At 45.5% G+C, this 19,344-nt stretch carries 19 protein-coding genes; 6 read left to right on the top strand and 13 right to left on the bottom strand.

The genetic code is table 11. The annotated features are described in order from the left end of the window. Positions 1-159: 159 nt before the first annotated feature. The 3 genes from ACFODW_RS06300 to ACFODW_RS06290 all read right to left on the bottom strand — a co-directional run bounded on the left by ACFODW_RS06300 (position 160) and on the right by ACFODW_RS06290 (position 3,198). Positions 160-1,065: a glycine betaine ABC transporter substrate-binding protein gene (locus ACFODW_RS06300; protein ID WP_390304381.1), complete on the bottom strand. Its 906-nt coding sequence runs from the start codon at positions 1,063-1,065 to the stop codon at positions 160-162. Positions 1,066-1,151: 86 nt separating this feature from the next. Continuing rightward, a complete protein-coding gene (locus ACFODW_RS06295; RefSeq protein WP_390304379.1) occupies positions 1,152-2,006 on the bottom strand; it encodes an ABC transporter permease in 855 nt (284 codons plus the stop codon). Next, entirely contained in the window at positions 1,999-3,198 is a 1,200-nt protein-coding gene (locus ACFODW_RS06290) for a quaternary amine ABC transporter ATP-binding protein (RefSeq protein WP_390304377.1), read from the bottom strand. The genes ACFODW_RS06295 and ACFODW_RS06290 overlap by 8 nt, the downstream gene beginning before the upstream one ends. 388 nt (positions 3,199-3,586) lie before the next feature. Here ACFODW_RS06290 and ACFODW_RS06285 point away from each other — a divergent pair, with 388 nt between their 5' ends. Continuing rightward, positions 3,587-4,072 carry a GbsR/MarR family transcriptional regulator gene (locus tag ACFODW_RS06285; RefSeq protein WP_390304375.1) on the top strand — a complete coding sequence of 162 codons (486 nt, stop codon included), beginning with the start codon at positions 3,587-3,589 and terminating at the stop codon, positions 4,070-4,072. 13 nt (positions 4,073-4,085) lie between these two features. On the opposite strand, the gene ACFODW_RS06280 is transcribed toward ACFODW_RS06285, so the two are convergent. Then, positions 4,086-4,448 (bottom strand): DUF1878 family protein, encoded by a 363-nt coding sequence (locus ACFODW_RS06280; protein WP_390304373.1) that lies wholly within the window; start codon positions 4,446-4,448, stop codon positions 4,086-4,088. A 186-nt stretch (positions 4,449-4,634) separates the two neighbouring features. Between ACFODW_RS06280 and ACFODW_RS06275 the strand changes: the two genes are divergently transcribed. Together ACFODW_RS06275 and ACFODW_RS06270 are read left to right on the top strand one after the other, a co-directional pair. After that, on the top strand, positions 4,635-5,177 hold the full coding sequence (locus ACFODW_RS06275) for a DUF3267 domain-containing protein (RefSeq protein WP_390304371.1): 543 nt from the start codon (positions 4,635-4,637) through the stop codon (positions 5,175-5,177). 414 nt (positions 5,178-5,591) lie between these two features. Next, entirely contained in the window at positions 5,592-6,569 is a 978-nt protein-coding gene (locus ACFODW_RS06270; protein ID WP_390304369.1) for a peptidylprolyl isomerase, read from the top strand. A gap of 210 nt (positions 6,570-6,779) precedes the next feature. On the opposite strand, the gene ACFODW_RS06265 is transcribed toward ACFODW_RS06270, so the two are convergent. From ACFODW_RS06265 to ACFODW_RS06235, 7 genes are all read right to left on the bottom strand, one after another. Next, complete coding sequence (locus ACFODW_RS06265) at positions 6,780-6,965, bottom strand: sporulation YhaL family protein (RefSeq protein WP_390304367.1); 186 nt, start codon at positions 6,963-6,965, stop codon at positions 6,780-6,782. A gap of 66 nt (positions 6,966-7,031) precedes the next feature. Further along, positions 7,032-7,979, bottom strand: coding sequence for a 3'-5' exoribonuclease YhaM (gene yhaM / locus ACFODW_RS06260; RefSeq protein ID WP_390304365.1), 948 nt, complete (start codon positions 7,977-7,979; stop codon positions 7,032-7,034). A 77-nt stretch (positions 7,980-8,056) separates the two neighbouring features. Continuing rightward, positions 8,057-8,608 carry a GbsR/MarR family transcriptional regulator gene (locus tag ACFODW_RS06255; RefSeq protein ID WP_390304364.1) on the bottom strand — a complete coding sequence of 184 codons (552 nt, stop codon included), beginning with the start codon at positions 8,606-8,608 and terminating at the stop codon, positions 8,057-8,059. Between the two features lie 47 nt (positions 8,609-8,655). Continuing rightward, positions 8,656-11,598 (bottom strand): ATP-binding protein, encoded by a 2,943-nt coding sequence (locus tag ACFODW_RS06250; RefSeq protein ID WP_390304362.1) that lies wholly within the window; start codon positions 11,596-11,598, stop codon positions 8,656-8,658. Positions 11,599-11,607: 9 nt separating this feature from the next. Continuing rightward, positions 11,608-12,828, bottom strand: coding sequence for a metallophosphoesterase family protein (locus ACFODW_RS06245; RefSeq protein ID WP_390304361.1), 1,221 nt, complete (start codon positions 12,826-12,828; stop codon positions 11,608-11,610). Between the two features lie 409 nt (positions 12,829-13,237). Next, positions 13,238-14,491: an ABC transporter permease gene (locus tag ACFODW_RS06240; RefSeq protein WP_390304360.1), complete on the bottom strand. Its 1,254-nt coding sequence runs from the start codon at positions 14,489-14,491 to the stop codon at positions 13,238-13,240. Further along, positions 14,484-15,383: an ABC transporter ATP-binding protein gene (locus ACFODW_RS06235; RefSeq protein ID WP_390304358.1), complete on the bottom strand. Its 900-nt coding sequence runs from the start codon at positions 15,381-15,383 to the stop codon at positions 14,484-14,486. Before ACFODW_RS06235 ends, ACFODW_RS06240 begins: the two co-directional genes overlap by 8 nt. Positions 15,384-15,536: 153 nt before the next feature. Here ACFODW_RS06235 and ACFODW_RS06230 point away from each other — a divergent pair, with 153 nt between their 5' ends. Then, positions 15,537-15,722, top strand: a complete 186-nt coding sequence (locus tag ACFODW_RS06230; RefSeq protein ID WP_390304356.1) for a YhzD family protein — start codon at positions 15,537-15,539, stop codon at positions 15,720-15,722. A gap of 43 nt (positions 15,723-15,765) precedes the next feature. Here ACFODW_RS06230 and ACFODW_RS06225 read toward each other — a convergent pair whose 3' ends face one another. After that, the gene (locus ACFODW_RS06225; RefSeq protein ID WP_390304354.1) at positions 15,766-16,536 is read right to left on the bottom strand and encodes an enoyl-CoA hydratase; all 771 of its coding nucleotides are present in this window, start codon (positions 16,534-16,536) and stop codon (positions 15,766-15,768) included. A 137-nt stretch (positions 16,537-16,673) separates the two neighbouring features. Further along, the gene (locus tag ACFODW_RS06220; RefSeq protein ID WP_390304352.1) at positions 16,674-17,033 is read right to left on the bottom strand and encodes a YlbF family regulator; all 360 of its coding nucleotides are present in this window, start codon (positions 17,031-17,033) and stop codon (positions 16,674-16,676) included. A 141-nt stretch (positions 17,034-17,174) separates the two neighbouring features. Here ACFODW_RS06220 and ACFODW_RS06215 point away from each other — a divergent pair, with 141 nt between their 5' ends. Then, positions 17,175-18,053, top strand: coding sequence for a PucR family transcriptional regulator (locus tag ACFODW_RS06215; RefSeq protein WP_390304350.1), 879 nt, complete (start codon positions 17,175-17,177; stop codon positions 18,051-18,053). A 147-nt stretch (positions 18,054-18,200) separates the two neighbouring features. Further along, positions 18,201-19,298 (top strand): ABC transporter ATP-binding protein, encoded by a 1,098-nt coding sequence (locus ACFODW_RS06210; RefSeq protein WP_390304348.1) that lies wholly within the window; start codon positions 18,201-18,203, stop codon positions 19,296-19,298. The last annotated feature ends 46 nt before the right edge of the window (positions 19,299-19,344 follow it).

Here is a 19,344-nt window from a genome sequence, read left to right as displayed (position 1 = left end):
TTCATTGATTGAAACAAGTTCATCACCGCCTTTGGAAATTCTATCTTAAGAATAACATGTAAAGAAAATGAATTTTAGAAAAATGGACAAAAAATAAGGCTGTCGAGAACTTTCTCGACAGCCTGAGCTGACACCCCAAGGTGTCAGCTTTTATCTTATTTATTCAATGCCTTCTGTCCACTCAGCAACTTTGTCTTGGTTTTCTTCTACCCAACTGGCTGCTGCTTCTTCAGGATCGGTTCCTTCATTGATTTCAAGCATCACTTGTTCCATATCGTCTGATTCCCAATGGAAGTTGTCCAGTACTTGATATGCTTCTGGTGCATCTTCTTCAAGGCCTTGGCGGACCATTGTTTCGATAGTTTCCTCACCGCCAAAGGATCCTTTAGGGTCTTCGAGGTATTTCAGATCATAGGCTGCGAATTTCCAGTGTGGAGACCATCCGGTAACAATGATCTCTTCTTCATTTTCCACTGCTTGCCCTAGTTCTGTTGCCATAGCGCCGCTGGAAGAAGTTTGTACTTCCCAGCCTTCCAGGTTATAGTCTTCCAGTGACTGCTCTGCTGCAGCTACAACACCTGCGCCAGGCTCGATTCCAGTGATCGTCTTGCCAGCTTGATCTTCCAGATCCGCGATAGAATCTACTTCCATATATTCAGGAACAACCAGGCCGATTTTAGCGCCTTCTAAGTTGGGGCCCAGTTCTACTAATTGATCGGAGTATTCTTCGTACTGGCTTCCATGAGTAGCAGGCAGCCATGCGGCAACCATACCATCAGCTTCTCCATTTGCAACTGCTTCCCACATTACCGTGTTGTCAAGCGGGGTAAGTGTCACGTCATAACCAATGTCTTCCAATACTTTACCTACTACGTGAGTGGATGCTACCTCAGTATCCCACTCCACATATGCCAATTCGATTTCCTGCCCTTCGACAGATGATGTTCCTTCCGTAGATTCTTCAGAACCATTATCGGAAGAATCGTTAGCGCCACACCCTGCTGCTACTAATGATAGTGATAGACCTGCAACTGCTCCTAGACGTTTCCAGTTGAAATTCAACATCCTAAAATCTCCCCTTTACTCTAAATTTTTATATGGAAACTTTTCTCTTTTGAAAAGATACCAGCATTCTAATGATTGCTATGTTCCTATGATTTACTGCGGTTCAAATTCTGGGTCATCCGATCGATAATGATCGCAAGGATCACAATGCCGATACCGGCAACGAAACCTGTACCCACCTGCGCCCGCTGGAGGGATGATAATACTTCTCTTCCCAGTCCAGGTGCCCCGATCATGGAGGCAATTACCACCATCGACAAGGACAGCATAACCGTTTGGTTGATTCCTGCCATAATGGTCGGTTTAGCCATCGGAAGTTCTACTTTGAACAGTTTCTGTGTCCCAGTACTACCGAAAGCGTCGGAAGCTTCAACCAGTTCACTGGAAACCTGCCTGATTCCCAGGTTGGTAAACCTTACTGTTGGAGGTGTCGCGAAAATCAAGGACGCGAATACCCCTGGTACCATGCCGATGCCGAAAAAGGCAACCGCCGGGATCAGATAAACAAATGCCGGCATGGTCTGCATGAAGTCGAGCACCGGAGTAAGGATGGCCTCAGCTGCCTTGCTTTTTGACATCAGTATACCGATAGGCACCCCGATGATGACTGACAACAGACTCGCTAGTAATACGAGAGTGATAGTATTCATCAATTCTTCCCAATAACCTTGATTATATATGAACCATAAACCTACGATCGAAAATGCAGCCAATCCCAATTTCTTTCCGGCAACAAAAAATGCCAAAAGGGCCACAATCAAAATAAATACAAATGGGGGAATGGCCATCAGCAGGCTTTCCGAAACAAACTCCATGAAACTTCCAAAATGTTCTTTGATTGGATCGAACAGAAAAGCAAATACGTCCGTTATCCAGTCTGTTGCGGCCTCTGTCGCCTCCGCAACAGGTATTTGCGGTATAAATCCTAATAAACTATTCATTTCCTATGTTCACCTCGCCATCTCCAGCAAGTGCAGCTATTACAGCACCTCGAACAATGATCCCTGCTAATTTCCCATCATCCACAACAGCGATTGGTATCGGCGAATCATGGATCATTTCAAAGATTTCATTCATTGCTGTACTTCTGTCCACTTTAGGTATATCATTTTTCAGGATCTGATGAAGATCCCCAATCTCTTTTTTCCGTGCTTCCGATGCGTCATCGGCTGTGATATATCCTTTCAGATTACGTTTGCTGTCGACTACATACATACTGGATAGCCCTTCTTCACGCATCCTCTCCAGCGCCACCCGCGGTCCGTGTTTGTCGATGTTCACCGTCTCCGGACGCTTCATGATATTCTCCGCCGTGAGTACCTTGGAACGATCCACATCTTCCACGAACCGTTCAACATAATCGTTGGCCGGATTAACCAGTATTTCTTCCGGTGAGCCAATCTGTACGATGGAACCGTCCTTCATCAAGGCGATCCGGTCGCCGATCCTTAAAGCCTCATCCAGATCGTGTGTGATAAAGATGATGGTTTTCTTCATGCTGGATTGCAAATCGATCAGCTCATCCTGCATATCTTTCCTAATCAGCGGGTCAAGCGCAGAAAACGCTTCGTCCATCAGCAGCACTTCCGGGTCGTTGGCAAGAGCACGTGCTAATCCTACACGCTGCTGCATACCACCGGAAAGCTGTCCCGGGGTTTGGTTGATGAAACTTCCCAAGCCGACCATTTCCAAAGCTTCTTTTGCTTTCTTTTTTCTTTCTTCTTTCGGTACGTCTTGTATTTCCAGACCGAACTCGGCATTTTCCAGAATAGTACGATGAGGGAATAAGGCAAATTTCTGGAAAACCATACTCATTTTTTCCCTGCGCACCTTCCTTAAAGCCTGCTTATCCATCGTTGATAGGTCTTCCCCATCTACGAAGATATTTCCTTGCGTCGGCTCAATCAGCCGGTTCAGCAACCGGACCAGTGTGGATTTACCACTGCCGGACAGCCCCATAATCACGAATATTTCCCCGGCTTCCACAGAAAAGGAAGCACGATTGACACCAACAGTATTACCTGTCTTTTTTAATATTTCTTCCTTGGTTTCCCCTTCATCCAGAAGCTTGATGGCATTCTTTGGATTCTTGCCGAAAACCTTGGTCAGATCCTTAACTTCAATTACAGGCAAAACATTCACCTCTTCTTTCTATTATAAATCTTCATTTTACCCATGACACAAGTCCCGGGACTTTTTGGTCACTACTATTCCATGAAAAATCAATGAAACTGGCAATTTCTGTATTTAGTATGTGTCCGCGTGCAGAAATTTTGCCGTTTCACGGGTACCGAACGTCATTCAGTTACTTTAATACTATATCTTAAATACCCTGTACAATACAAACCTTAAATTCTTTTGATTTTGTATATAATTTACGTACAGTTTATTCTGTACGAATTACATAAACGGTTTACTCTTATATTCTTCTATTTGCTCCTATTTGCTGTACAATGACTAATTTTTATTCAAAATGGATTTGCGTTAACCTTATTAAAGAGCCGTGGGATAGGAGGATTGTATGAGTGTCAAAGTGACTAAAGAGGAACTAACCTATAAAATTATCACCGAATTCTCGAAAACCTTGGGAATGTTCGGACTGACACCTGTTGAAGCGAGATTATTTGCTTATCTTTACCTGGTGAATGAGCCTGTCACCCTGGATGGTATGAGCGAAGCCATCGGTAAAAGCAAAACCTCCATGAGTACGAGTATCCGCTCCCTATTAGATATGAATCTTGTTACACGTGTATGGAAAAAAGGAGTGAGAAAAGATCTCTACCAGGCAAATTCGCAATTATTTAAATCATTCATGAACTCTTATATGAATAAATGGCTGGCAGCAGCCACACATCAACAAGATGCACTGGTATCCATCGAGGAAGAAATAAATGAAGTGAAGGAACCTGCTACAGGGGAAATACTGAAACTCAAAGAATATCTCCAGGACATCATCAAGTTTCATGAACAGGTGGCAGATCTGTTCCGGGAAATGAAACAGGAGTGACTGTTGGTATAAATCACCTCCTCTTTCTTTCCAGGTTCTCCCGCTGCATGATTTGAATGAATTCCCCCATTAGAGAAGGATAGTATCCTTCTTTTTTTAATGCGCGGATGGTTTCATGGGGGTCCAGTTTTTCATCAAGCATCCCCACGAAATGGATCAATAAAGAAGAATAATCCAATAACCCCTCCTCTTTCTGAGAGGCGTATTTCTCATCCAGCTCTTCCAGCAGCTGAAACAGTTCCTCATACTCTTGGCGGGATAAGTGATTCTCTATCACCAGCCGGATCATTGGATATTTATCCAGGTCCATCACCCTGGAAAGAAGCTGGAGATGAAAGGAAGTCGTTTCTCTGCTTTTTTTATGAAATTCTGCCATCGTAATTGCCCCCGTTTAAAAGGTCGGAATCCCCTCTGTAAAGGGATCTGCCAACATGAAAAAAATTTTACAAAAAACTTTTTGGGAAAGTGGTTGATTTTTCTCTGCAAACGTACTATTATTCATGAAGAATTGCTAATGAAAAGCATATGCGAACACTAGAGTAGGAGTACGGGAGGGATAGAAATGAACTGCTGGAAATCAATCAACATCAACAAGGAATTTGGACTGAAACGAATGAATTTCATTTCATTTTTGACCAGCATCCTAGCATTTACCATCTTATATGTATCAGTTTCCATCGTGCATGGAAGAGCACCGAATAAGGAAGCGGCTTTCCTTCCTTTTCTTATTATATCGTTCTTTCTTCCTATGCTCCACACCCTTATGCATATTCTACCATTAATTTTGATGAATAAGCGTGTAAAATTTACCTGCAAGAAAAAATATAAGTGTATTCCCGTCATTTCCTATAAAACGAAATGCCATTTGACCAAAAGGGCCTCGTTCATCACGGCTGCTGCTCCTACCCTGATGCTGACCATTCCGGGTATTACAGCTAGTTATCTGCTGCCGGATTATTACTTCTATTTTCTGATGGTGACCTCCATTCATATCGGCATAAGCTTTATTGACTATCTTTATATTGCCTATATCTGGAAAGCACCGAAGAGCGCATTTATTGAAAACAGGAATGACGGATTTGATATACTTCTAAAAGCACAGTAATATGTCCTGCTCCCTGGCAAGGGTTCAGTCACTGACGGATAAATAAACAGTCTACAATTATAAGGATACTAACCGGATATCGGGTAGTATCCTTTTTTTATGTCTAATGGTTATTTCACCAACGGGATCGATTGCCCCATACTCGCAAGTGCTGATGGCTGCGGGTAACCAGCAGACCCTTATTGCCTAGGCAGCTTTGTTCCGGATACATTCCGAAGTGCAAGCATCATCCATATGATATTTCTAAGAGCTTTTGAATAGCGTTTGCGGGAATTTGTGGCAGTTTTAAGGAAATATGCAGGCATATTTGCAGGATATGGATACTCCTATTTTTTTTGTAACTTTTGTATGGTATATTTAACTATATAAAAAACAGACGTACCCGGCGTACATAAAGAGTAGGAGTGTTTATTAATGAAAAAGCTGGCAATCGCTGCAACATTGACTGCAGGTGTCCTGACTCTGGCGGCATGTTCTGATGCATCTTCAGAAACGGTCGTTGAATCCGAAGCAGGCAATATAACAAAAGAAGAATTCTATGAGGAGCTGAAAGACCGGCACGGTGAAGCCGTTCTGCAGGAACTCGTAACCATTAAAGTACTAGAAGATAATTATGATGTAAGTGAAGAAGAAGTAGAAGCCGAGTTGAATGCTGCTAAAGAACAGTACGGCGATAACTTCGAAATGGTTCTTCAGCAGAGCGGTTTTTCGAGTGAAGACGAATACCGGAATGTCATTTATTTAAGCCTTCTCCAGGAGGCTGCCATGACCGAAGGAATCGAAGTATCTGAAGAGGAAATTAAGCAGCGCTATGAACGGATGCAAACAGAGATCAATGCCCAGCATATTCTTGTAGAAGACGAAGAAACAGCCAACGAAGTTAAATCAAAACTGGAAGAAGGTGCTGATTTTGCAAAACTGGCTGAAGAATATTCGACAGATGGTTCTGCCCAGAACGGGGGAGATCTTGGATGGTTCACGGCAGGGGATATGGTCCCTGAGTTCGAAGACGCGGCCTATAGTATGGAAGAAGGAGAAATCAGTGACCCAGTCGCTTCGGATTTCGGCTACCATATTATCAAGGTGAATGAAAAGCGGGAAACAGAACAGGAAATTGGCGAATATGAAGAAGTAAAAGATCAGATCCGCCGTGACTTGAAAGCAGCTCAAATAGATATGTCGGCAGCTCAATCCAAGCTGGATAATCTAATACAAGAAGCAAATGTCGATGTGCAGATTGAAGAATTCGAAGGTATCTTTACACCTGCAGAGGAAGCAGGCTCTGAAGCAGATACCGAAGCAGGTTCTGGAGAAAAGACAGAGCAGAGCTCCGAAGAAAAGACAGAGGCAGACTCTGAAGAAAAGACAGAGCAGAATACTGAAAAAGAATAACAGCAAGGCGCAAGCGCCGGTTAGCGACCGTCGTTGATATGCGCTTCCCTCTATTCAATTTCAGGTCGGCCTTTCTCAAGACTTGTGAATTCATCTTGACTTGACGGTTTGAAGTAGAGCGGTGCCGGTTGATTAGTTTAATCAGCCGCTACCCCGGAATTTTGTATAATCAAAAAAAGGCTAATACACGTTGCTGTGTATTAGCCTTTTTTAATGGGATCTTTGCCTTCTTCTGTCCCGCTCCATCTCCAGTCTTTCCATATAGATCTGGCCTTCCTTTTCCGCTGCCTCTTCCTCCAGCTTCCTTTCTGCCTGCATCGCCCTGTATGCCATGATGCCGCTCAGGAAAATAAGAAAAATGACAATATAAACCCACCATGTAACCCCTAATACCATATCAGTTCCTCCCTTGTCCGATCCTTATACTAGATAGATATGAACAAGCGTCGGAATTCATGCCTATTAACTTTCTTCAAACATAGGTTTATAGAATGCACGGTTATCCATAGCAAACATCCGCTCGGTGAACTCTCCGGGCTTCACTTTATCAAGGGCCCTGTTCAGCATATTTAATTTTGCATCCATCATATCGATTAAGTGCAGAACTTCCGCTTCCCGAATCAACGGCGGCGTCGGGCTCCCCCATTCCGGCTTTCCATGATGGGAAAGCACCAAATGCTGGAGGACTCGGACTTCTTCCCCTTCAATCTGCAGTTCCCTGGCCATCAAACCAATCTCTTCCACCATCATCGGTATGTGGCCAAGCAGTTTGCCCTCGACTGTATAGCTGGTTGTCACCACACCGGATAATTCTTTAAGCTTGCCAAGATCATGCAGGATAATGCCGGCATATAACAAATCCTTGTTCAATTCGGGATATAGGTTAGACATTTCTCTAGCGATTGCCACCATGCTGACAATATGATGGGCAAGCCCCGACACGTATTCATGATGGTTCTTGGCTGCTGCCGGGTATGTCAATAATGCTTCTTGGTACTTCTTGATAAATGCGCGGACCATCCGTTGAAGAACAGGATTTTCCATTTCAAAAATGATTTCCGTCAACTTCTCGGAGAGCACCTTCTGATCTACCGGGGCTTTTTCAACAAAATCGGAGACGCGAACTCCATCGGTCGGCTGGGCAGGCCTTACGGAATTGATCTTTAACTGAGCCTTTCCCCTGAACTGGCTGACCTCCCCGGTTAGTTTGACGATTTGCTCTGGAACAAAAACCGCTTCATCTTCTTGGGTGGCATCCCAGAGTTTTGCATCGATTTCCCCTGTGGCATCACGGAGAATCAATGTCAAAAATGGTTTCCCATTACTGGCGACTCCCTTTGTGGCATCCTTGATCAGCATGAAGCTGTCAATGGCATCCCCAATTGCGGCATGTCCTATGCCTTTTTTCATGAAAACTCCTCCCCATATGGAAAAGAGACTGACACTGGCTGCTGTGTGAAAAACTTCCATGTCAATCTCTATCTTCTCTATTTATCGTTCTTTGGAATATATTCAAATATTTCCCCGGACTCCATCGTCCGAATAAGTTTCATCAGCCACTGATAGTAACTCCTGGCATATTCGAGACGTTCTAGATCCCGTTGCATCTTCTCTTGCAGCTGATCATCATCCGTCTCTTCCATCAACGTATGCAGCTCTTCCATGGCATCTTCTACTTCTTCCATATTAATCTCTGTCTGCTGACGCCAGCGGTTTCCAAAAAGAGAGGTAAAAGATTTATACCAATCCTCCTCTGACTGGTAGAGATCCTTCCTTATCCCCTTTTTAAACGTGGGCTTTACCATTTTCATTTCGGACAATGAGCGGACGCCGGTCGACATGCTTGTCTTGCTCATTTCCAAAGCCTCCCGCATGTCATCCAGGGTCATCGGCTCATCTGCAAAATACAATACTCCATACAGCCTTCCCACAGAAGGAGTGATGCCGTATAAATTCATATTCTTGGCAATCACCTGAATGAACTTCTCAATGGTTTCCTCATGCTTTTCCCTTATATCTGCTTCTTTGTCTCCTGCCAATGGATAACCCTCCAACCGCATATAATCTGAAGTTAGTTTACCATTATTTATCCATGAATGCGAATAGTAAAGGATGCCTGGTCCCTCACTTCTTCCCTGCAGGTAAAAATAATGACCTGCTGCTCCTGCCTATTCAGTATTTCGAGGATCCGCCTGGTCCGTACCGCATCAAAGTGAACAAATGCATCATCGATGATAAATGGAAGCGAATGTTTTTCGCTCATAATATCAGCAATCGCCAGGCGGAGGGAAATATACAACTGGTTGATGGTGCCCTGTGATAATTCATTTGCTCTGTATCGGACGCCATCCTGGGCTTCTGCTTGAAAAGGCAGATCACCTGATGGGGGATATACCTGAAGATAACTATTATCTGTCAGGATGGTAAAGTAGCGGGAAGCCTTTTCCATTACTTGGCTGAGATATTTGTCCCTGTATGCCCTCTTTGTCTTTTCCAGCATCTCTCTGGCAGTCTTTAGGACAGCCCATTGATGTGCCAGTGCACGCAGCTTCTCCTTTTCCACGGAGAACTGATGCAATGTGTGGGAATAATCTTCAGAGGATTCCATAGTCGAAATGGCCGCCTTTGCATCAGCCAGCTGCTGTCTCGAGAGGTCCAGTTTCTCCTCCAGCTCTTTTAATGTCTCCTGCCTTTTCCTCTGGCTGTTTTCCAGTTCATTTTCCTTTGGAGTTTGCTCGATAATACCTTTCCAGGTTCCGTCCGGAAATATGCTGTCCAGCTGATCCTCCAACCGCTTTATTTCCGTCTCGATTGCCAATTTCTCCTCCGACTGCCTGGCTTTTCTATAGTATGCCTCTTCTGTTTCTACATCGGCAGCCTTCCATAGCTCCTCTATCTCCTGCTGGTAAACCCCTGCTTTTCTTATTGTATCATGTACTGACTGCCTGTTTTCGGCGATCAGATGTTCATATTGTTTTATTTCACCGACTGTCCGATTAAGTTGTTCCAGTATTTCCTCCAGCTGCTGAAATGCTGTGACAGGATTCCAGGTGGATAACTTAATGTTGCTTTCCTGAAAGAAATCCATTACCGATCGCTCGTGCTCTTGCACCGCTTTGTCAATCTCTTCCTTTTCCTGCAGCAGTTGCCTGTACTCGGAAAAAAGGCCCGCTGCCCTCTTGATATAATGGTAGAACTCCGGCCAGTAGGTGATTTCCACCTGTTCCAGGAAAGGATAAGCATCGTGCTGTTCTGCAATAAGCGTATCCAGGCGTCTGCGCTTCTCATCGATCCCTCTTCGCTTCTCATCCAGCTTGATGAATTGGATGTCGACCGTTTTCAACTGCTCCTTCACCACAGCCAATTCCGAGGACTTCTTTTCATGGTTGGATATTGCCTGTTCCGCCTCCCTCTTCTCTTCCTGACTCAGTATTTGGGTACCCTGCTGTCCATCCTCTTCTGTAAGAAACCGTTCTATGCTAGTACGATGGCTCTTCCAATACAATTTTTGGCCGACAGCAAGGACTAGTAGAACCGGAATTCCCCAAAACAATGCAGGCTGATCCAGCAGTACTGCAAGGACGGCGAGAAATGCTGCGATCGTGAAGGAAACCGTCAGCAATAAGTTGCTGATTTTCTCCTGGTGGGCCTTTTGCTTCTTCCATTCCTCCCGTTTCCTCTCTGAACCTTCCTGTACCTGCCGTAGCAAATCCATCTCTTTGTAACCGCTGAGTTTCTCCTGGAGCTCTTGATATTCAAGCTCCGCAAGCATTCCATCTTCCGCCTCCCAGGCCTGATTCAGCAAATAATTCCTCTGCTGTTTCAGCTCTTGATATTCCTGCTGTAGCCGGTTTTCCTCCATATACAGCTGGTCCGCGTCCGTTTTGATTCTATTCCAATTCTTTTCCACATGGAAAGGCAGTTCCAAAGAGGATAATTCCCCCATCGTAAGCCCGGCATTCAGCTGCTGTATCTCCGACTCCAGCTGGATCTCCTTTTTTCTTGCGGCGGAGGTAATTCTCTCCTGCTCCTTGACTGCATCCATATAACTGCCTTTTTGCTGGAGAACTTCTTCTGCCTGTTCATAGAATGACTCTTCTTCCAGCTTTTTTTCAAGCTCATCCACCCGTGACTGGTAGTTTTCCACATTTGCTTCCAACAATGCTTGCTCACTTTTGAGGGGGAGCAGTTTTTCTTTCAGCTGCTCCAATCTCTCCCTACCCTTCTCCGGAAAAGCAATGGAAGGTGGAAAGCCCTTCAACTTGTCTGTATATGTACGGTATTTCTTGACCAACGGCAGTGCCTGCTGCTGTTTCTCCATGAGAGACTGTTGATCCCGCAACTGTTCCACTTCCGTCTTGATCCGCTCGATCTGCTGTTCCATCTGGCGTGCCTCTTCTATTTTCCCCTGATAGGCATCCTCCGTCTCCTTGAACCTCCGAAGATCGCCGGCAAGGCCATCCATCAGGGCCAGCCGCTCATTGATGGCCGGCTTCTTGCCATATGGTTTGAACAATTCTCCGATTTGCTGGTCCAGCTTCCGTTCCACAGCATATAAATTCTGTGATCCTGTCAGCCCTATCCCGAGAATCACCTCGCCAAGATCGTTCTCCTTCATATTTGGCAGGCCATTAAGGTCCAGTGCAGAAAAGGAATAAATAGATTGATAGGTGCTCGCCGTCATGCCATGGAGGCGCTCTTCCAGCCATTCTTCCGGATATTGCTCACCTCCAGGCCCATAGCACACAGCGGCCCCATTTCTCGCTTCATCCAGACGCTCAATGGCAACCACGCCTGTACCCGGCAGCTCTACATACAGCCTCCCACCCATTTTTCCGCTTTTCTTCGGCCGGTAGAATTCCCGTTTTTTCGGGGGTAGCCCAAAGAGCATGAATAATAGAAATTGCTGGATAGTAGATTTGCCTGACTCATTTTCACCGTAGATGACTAATGGAGAAGCAGCAGAAAAATCAATTTCTTCGTCCACCCATTTTCCAAATCCGTAAATCACCGCTTTTACCAGTTGCATAGTTTCACCTCATTTCATGAGAAGCTCGCGTATCAGCATCTGCTCTGCTTGCTCCTTAATTTCCTCCTCCTCTTCATCCGTCACAGCAGCAAGATATTTCCTTGCCTGTTTTTGCTGATACAGATCTTTCAAGAAAGGCTGAATATCCGCATCGGAAAAGTTCCTGATTAATTCTCCAATAAAATGCTCTCCTTCTGCCATTTGTTCATCTATCCGAAGTCCGCTCTCCACCTCAAAGCGGAATATATACGACCATGGCATACTGGCAGATATCGTCTCATTCACTAACTCCATCAGGTCTTCCAGTACATACTGTTCCGACCATTCCCTGATGCTCCCCTCCCTATCGATCAACTTCAAATCAATCAGCCTCGGGGCAGTTCTTCCTTCTTCCACCTTCTCAAGAATGCGTTTCTCCAGCTGATGTATGCCCTCTATACCGGTTATATCCATACTTATCGAGTCAAACATTATTTCCTGCAAAGGAAGAAAGCTGTAATCCGCTCCTTCCTCTGAAAGTGTTACATAATAACAACCTTTCTCCCCCTGCTCTTTCCTGTTCCTACCTTGAATGTTCCCGGGATAAATGACAGGGGGATTTTCATGGAGCACTTCCCGTTTATGGATATGCCCTAGCGCCCAATAGTCGAATTCCTTCTCCACCAGCTCGCCCAACCGGAAAGGCGCATAGACATCATGTTCCGTATTGCTCTGCAAACTTCCATGCAATGTAGCGATTTGGAAGTGGGCCGAATCCCCGGTCACTATATACTGGTCGGCTTTCCTGTCCGTGACTCCCCTGTTTTCGTAGCTGAACCCATGAATGGCTGCCTTCGTCCCATCCTCCTTTGTGAAAATGAAGCTTGACACCTGTTCGTCCGGAAAAATATGTACATTGTCCGGAAAGCTTACCCGATGGGGGCTCCCTTTTATGAAATCATGGTTCCCGTACGAGGCATAGACTTGGATATTGTGATGCTTTAGTTCTTCCATTTTCCTTCTAAGACGGATTTGTGCCTTCAGGCTTTGCACTTCCTGGTCAAAGATGTCCCCTACCATCAGCACGAAATCGACCTGTTTGTCAATTGCTGCTTGGACAAGCCGGTCCAATGCCCGGAAAGTGCTTTCCGTAATATGTGTAAATAAATGCTCCGGTACTTCGGCCAATCCTATGAAAGGACTGTCCAAATGTAAATCCGCCGCATGCAGAAATGTCACCTGATTTCCCATAGCCGCACCCCGTTCATGTCTAGTGATTATCCTTATTCTACCAGAAAATAAATGCGAATGCACGTTCTGTTATCAGGCAGATTGTCGGCTCATGATATTACCGTGAAGATGCCGCCATTCCTGGTATAATAACTACAAGGCTTGTTTTTAGACAATAAGAAAAGAGGTTGGGACAAAGTATTTATTCAAAAGAAATATGAACTAACTAGAAATTTTGTTTAGTGGAGTTAGCCGCTGCGGAAATATGCTTCGCTTTCCACGGGCGGCTGGTGAGCCACCTTGTGCTATCGCACTGCGGTGTCTCGCCTAGGCCTTTCCTCCCGTAGGAGTCTACGCATATTTCCTCCGCTACATCACTAATAGTTCTTCCTTAAATAAACTGTTTTGTTCCAACCTCTATGGTATTTTCTTATCTTTCTTTTTTAGATAATGCCAAAGCGCGTTTCAAGTCCTTCAGTGAATTGGATGTTCCATACATGAGCACGCCGCCTTTATAGACCCGGGCACCGATCATTGCCAACAGAATGATGGTACCTATCAACAAACCTATCGATAATGCCACTTCCCATACAGGAATCTCGAGCATCCCCACCCGAAGGAACATGATCATCGGGGCAAAGAAGGGAATGAAGGATGTCACGCGGATCAAGTTCGTATCCGGCATATTCAACCCATACATAGCGATGATAAAGGCTGCTGCAATCAACAGAATCACCGGCATCATCATTTGATTGGCATCCTCTACCCTCGCCACCAGCGCTCCCAGCATGGCTGCAAGGGTTGCGTACAGCAAATATCCTAAGATAAAGAAGACAATGGCATAGATATAGACAGAAGCAGAGCCCCCTTGCACCCCCAAATATCTGAAAATCCCGCCGGTCATCTCCTCCTGTTTGGAAAGGATCAGCAGATAGCCGACACCGACGAACAGACCTACCTGGGTCAAGCCAAGCAACGCAATACCAGCAATCTTCGCAAGCATATGGGTGACTGGCGGCGCACTGGAAACAAGAATTTCCATGACGCGTGAAGATTTTTCCGTTGCGACATCTGTTGCTATCATCTGCCCATATAGAATAATAGCTATATAAAGGACAAACAGCATAATATAGACGATGCCGCGTGTCTGGTTCAGTTCTCCCGATGTTTTTGCTGTTTCATTCAAGGCTTCGGTATGGAACTCCACCGGCTCATTAATCTGGTCCAGTGTCGCTTGGTCAATTTCCGCCTGCTGGGTCGCCAAGCCCACTTTCAGTTGATGGAGCTGTTGTTCCAGGATCATCCGCTGTTCCACGCCTGATATATCATTGGCATAATAAACAGCTTCCGGAAGGTTCCTTTCATTCTGCCTTAGAACGATCAGTCCCGTAAACTCCTCTTCCTTTACAGCCTGCTTTGCCTCTTCCTCCGTGCCTTCAAAGGCCACAAGCTCCATTCCCTCACTGGATCCCTCCACCATTTGTTTGTAGTTATCGAAGAACTGCTCCGACTCATCGATTACCGCAAAGGTGTCGGCCGTGTCATCAGAGAACACATCCATGATCGACTGGATATTGGCGATTCCCACTATAAACAGCAACGTAATCGCCGTACTGATGAGAAAGGACTTGGATTTCACCCGGGTCATGTATGTATGGGAAAGAATAATCCAGAACTTATTCATAGGAGGCACCCACTTTCTCAATGAAGATATCATTCAAAGACGGTTCTTCCAACTCGAATTTCCGGACAAACCCTCTACCTTGAAGCTCCGAAAATATCTTCTGGGATGCTTCCTCATCTTCAATTTGCAGTTCGCAGCCTGCCATTGTTTTTTTATAGCGTACAACATCCGGATAATCCTGAAAGAAATCTAAGTCCATGTCCGCATGGATGATCAAATTCTTCTTGCCGAAGGAGCGCTTGATTTCCTTCAATTCCCCCTGTACGACTGGCTTTCCCTTCTGCAGGATGCACAGGTTTTCACACATTTCCTCCACATGGTCCATCTGATGGGAAGAGAAAACAATCGATGTCCCTCTTTCCTTCAGTTCAAGGACAGCCTGCTTGAGCATTTCCACATTGACCGGATCCAGCCCGGAGAATGGCTCATCGAGAATAAGCAGCTTTGGCTGATGGATCACAGCGGAGATGAATTGGATTTTCTGCTGGTTTCCTTTGGACAGCTCTTCCACTTTCTTATCGAGGTAGGCAGGTACGTGGAAACGGTCGAGCCAATAATCGAGTTCTTTCAATACATCCTGCTTCCTCATGCCGCGCAGTTTGCCAAGGTATACCACCTGATCCCTTACTTTCAGTTTCGGATACAGCCCCCGTTCTTCAGGCAGGTAGCCGATAAGATGGCTTTTGTCGTAACCGATAGCCTCCCCGTTCCAGGAGATATTTCCCTCACTTACCTCCAACAGCCCTAAGATCATTCGGAAGGTGGTCGTTTTGCCAGCGCCATTTCCTCCCAGGAAACCGAACATTTCCTTTTCCGGTATATGTAGGGTCAAATTATCCACAGCAGTATGGTTTCCATACCGCTTTGTTACATTTTCTAATTTCAACGTCAACTTTTCCTCCCCCTCTCTCCTCGATTATACGGTAAAACGGAGAAAATGTTTCACTTCTCTCCTAAATCAATTTTATGCTGCTGAAAGAAGGATTTTACGTAATGAAAGAGAATATATGTAGGTAAAACGCAAGACTTCAAGGAGGTAACCGGAATGCGTACATATGCACTGACCGTTTTTGACCAGTCTGGGGAAAACCTGCTAAATGAAACATTCACAGCGGAAAATGACGAAGAGGCAAAAAAGGTTGGCCAAGCACGGCTGGATGAAGAAGGGTACAGCGAGTATACGCACCGCTGTGTCAACCCAGAGGCAAAACTGATACTATTTCACCGCTAAAAAACAAACGGCTCCACAGATCTTTTCTGTGGAGCCGTTTGTTTCAATTTCCCGTGAAGACAGGCTTTCTCTTTTCCAGAAAAGCCTCTACTCCCTCCTGATGGTCTTTCGTATGCCGCAGTTCCCACTGGGTCTGATGTTCCTCGTCCAAATAAGACTGCAATATATCTTTCTGCCGATGGTGATAAATGATTTTCGTCTTGATCATCGACTGGATAGGTGTCTCCAGCAGCTTCTTCCCGAATTCCTCAGCCTCTTCTCCTGCTTGCTTCTCCGTAACGATATCAACAATTCCCAGCTGTTTTGCTTGGGCGGCCTGTAGCTGCTTCAGGCCCCAGATGAATTGTTTTGCCCGACTGACACCAATGCGCTCTTTAAGGAAAAAGTGCCCTCCTCCATCCGGTGCGAGGCCGATACCGATGAACATCATGCCGAGCTTCGCCTCCTGCTGGGCGATCACATAGTCAGCTGCAAGAGCGAGGCTCAACCCCAGTCCAGCCGCCGATCCCTGTACAGCTGATATGACAACTTTCGGCATCATATACAGCTTCATGGCTATCTTCCCTATCGTGTCCATCACCGCATCGAAGAATTTCTTCTCCGCGAAATCCTTCATCATTCCAATGTCGCCCCCGGCACAGAAGGCGTTTCCATTTCCCGACAGCACGACAACCTTATCCTCGTTCCGCTCGACCTTCTCCAATACCTCAAGGAGTTCATCGAGCATTTCCTTGTTCAGCGCATTATACCTCTCCGGCCGGTTCAGGCGGATATAAGATATATTGTCTTTGCTTTCATGCAATACCGTATTCATAACAGAAACCCCTTTTCCTGTAGACTATGTATATGTATTCGACGGCTCCTTTAAAATTCCTGCCTGAAAAAAATGCCCGAACCCTCCATGAGGCCAAACAAAAAACCCGCAGCATATATCCACGAGTTTTTCATTGCTTATTCTTGTGGTTCTTCCGGATTGCCGTACAGCTCTTCCAATGGTTTAGTGATAATGCGGCTTACATCATTGATCACCATGTTCAGACGCTGTTCCTGCTCCATCAGCTTGGAAATCTCGGCATGCTGCTGAACAAGTTCAACGACCTGACGCGCTTTTTCCACTTCTTCTTCTGTAATTTCCTGTCCCTGCATCTGCTTTTCCTGCAGCTGAATTTGGGTGTCACGGAAATTCTCGAACATCTGCTTAGCAGCATCATCGTTCATTACGTTGTCAAACGCCTCTTTTAAACTGGTGAATTCGTCACTCTCACGAATTGCTTTTTCCAGATCATATGCACTGTCATAAATATTAGGCACAATATTACCTCCTTAAGGTTACTCAGCACTTACTATAACAAACACTCGCGCCCATGTATACCAATTCGGCAACCCCTATGTTTTTCAACGACAGAAACATTGCTATAATAGGAAGCATCAACGCGGAAAAGAGGTTGACATATGCTGGACCAACTTAGAAGGATTTTCCCTTCCCTGCTTATGTATCAGGAGACCGTGGATTTGCCTGCAGACGGCTTTCAATGGTTTCTAACAAAGGACCATGATGTAATCGGCATTGCCTCCGAAGAGCTGACGGAGAGAGACATGTCGCTGCTGGCCGCCTTCCTTACTCCCTACGATATAAAATTTCCTATGATGACAGAGGCGGAACGAAAGTGGAAAAACCGAATTGACCATCCAACAGCGGCCAACAAGTCCATTTCCTATCGTTTCGTTTATTTCTTCATCCAAAAAAATCAACTGGATCCCCATTTGTTTCGGGAAGCCATTCACGAAGCCTTTGCCAGGCCCATTCCAATTATATGGAAAAATAAACATGAAGGCATATTGATCGAGGAGGAGCCTTCTCCTGCGGAAGACCCGATTTCCTATGAGCAGATCATCCATGTATTGATGAGTGACCTGTATGTAAAAATAAATTTCTTTCTTGGACCCTATGTGGAAAATCCCGTTCATGCCAGAGATTATTATGAGTTTCTAGTGGAATATGCACCGACTGCTATCTCTTATTCCGATGTTCCCGTGATCACATTCACGGACAGCATCCCCCTGCTCTTCATCCATCAAGCCGATTCCGTTTTTCTTCAGCAGTTTCCCGAAATGATTCTGAAGGAATTTGCAGGTGATAAGGAAATGCTGGCGACTGTCCGGACCTACATCCAATCCAATATGAATATTTCGGTTGCGGCCAAGGAACTTTTCATGCACAGGAACAGCTTGCAGTACAGACTGGATAAATTCATCAGCAGGACAGGCATCGATATCAGGCAATTCCGGCAGGCAGTCACTGTCTATCTGGCTCTGTTGGCCAGGGATTAGAATCAGACACACTGACATGTGCATTCTGTCAATATGCCTGAATGCACCGGTTATATTTGTGCATGTTTAACATTTTATATCTTCCCACCCTCCGCTAAAATAGAAGCATAAAGAGGTAAAACGCTTACAAAATGAGGAGGAACCAAGATGGCCGAATTGCGCCTGGAAAATATCCAGAAGGTCTATGACAAAAAAGTAACAGCGGTAGATGATTTCAACCTTCATATTAAGGATAAGGAGTTTATTGTATTTGTAGGACCGTCCGGCTGTGGCAAGTCCACGACTCTCCGGATGGTGGCCGGCCTGGAAGAAATTTCGGGCGGAGAACTGTACATAGACGACAGGAAAATGAATGATGTGGCACCGAAGGATCGGGATATTGCGATGGTATTCCAAAATTATGCACTTTACCCGCATATGAATGTCTATGACAACATGGCCTTTGGTCTGAAACTCCGTAAGTTCAAAAAAGATGAAATCAATGAACGTGTACAGAATGCCGCAAAAATTCTCGGCCTGGAAGCATACCTAGATAGAAAACCAAAGGCCTTATCTGGCGGTCAGCGGCAGCGCGTGGCACTCGGCCGGGCTATTGTCCGGGATGCTAAGGTGTTCTTAATGGACGAGCCGCTATCCAATCTGGACGCAAAATTGCGCGTACAGATGCGCGCGGAAATCCAGAAGCTCCATAAGCGTCTGCAGACAACGACCATCTATGTTACACATGACCAGACAGAGGCAATGACCATGGCGACACGTCTCGTGGTCATGAAAGACGGTGTGATCCAGCAAGTAGGCGCACCCAAGGACGTCTATGACCTTCCGGAAAATATTTTTGTTGGAGGTTTTATTGGTTCGCCCTCCATGAATTTTCTGACTGGAAAACTCACGGATGGATACTTCGAAATAGAAGATAATAAAATCAAGGTACCGGAAGGCCGTATGAAAACATTGAGGGAACAGGGATATATAGGCAAAGAAATCATTCTCGGGAACCGCCCGGAGGATATCCATGACGAGCCCGCCTTTATCCAGGCCAGCCCTGAAACGAAAATACGCGCAACCATCGATGTCGCCGAGTTGATGGGTGCGGAATCCTATCTATATTCAAAAATCAATGAGCAGGATTTCATTGCCCGGGTAGACTCCCGGGCCGATGTTAGCGGAGGCGAGCAGTTGGAGCTTGCGTTTGATATGAACAATGCTCATTTCTTTGACCAGGAAACAGAACAGCGAATCAGGTAATTCACCGTTTGATTATGTATAACGGAGAGGAAGCCGTTACAGCTTC

Source organism: Virgibacillus sediminis (assembly GCF_042643265.1).
In the GTDB taxonomy this organism is placed as follows: Bacteria; Bacillota; Bacilli; order Bacillales; family Amphibacillaceae; genus Virgibacillus_O; species Virgibacillus_O sediminis.
Note: the sequence above shows the minus strand (reverse complement) of the source record. Positions and strands in the feature narration are given on the sequence as shown.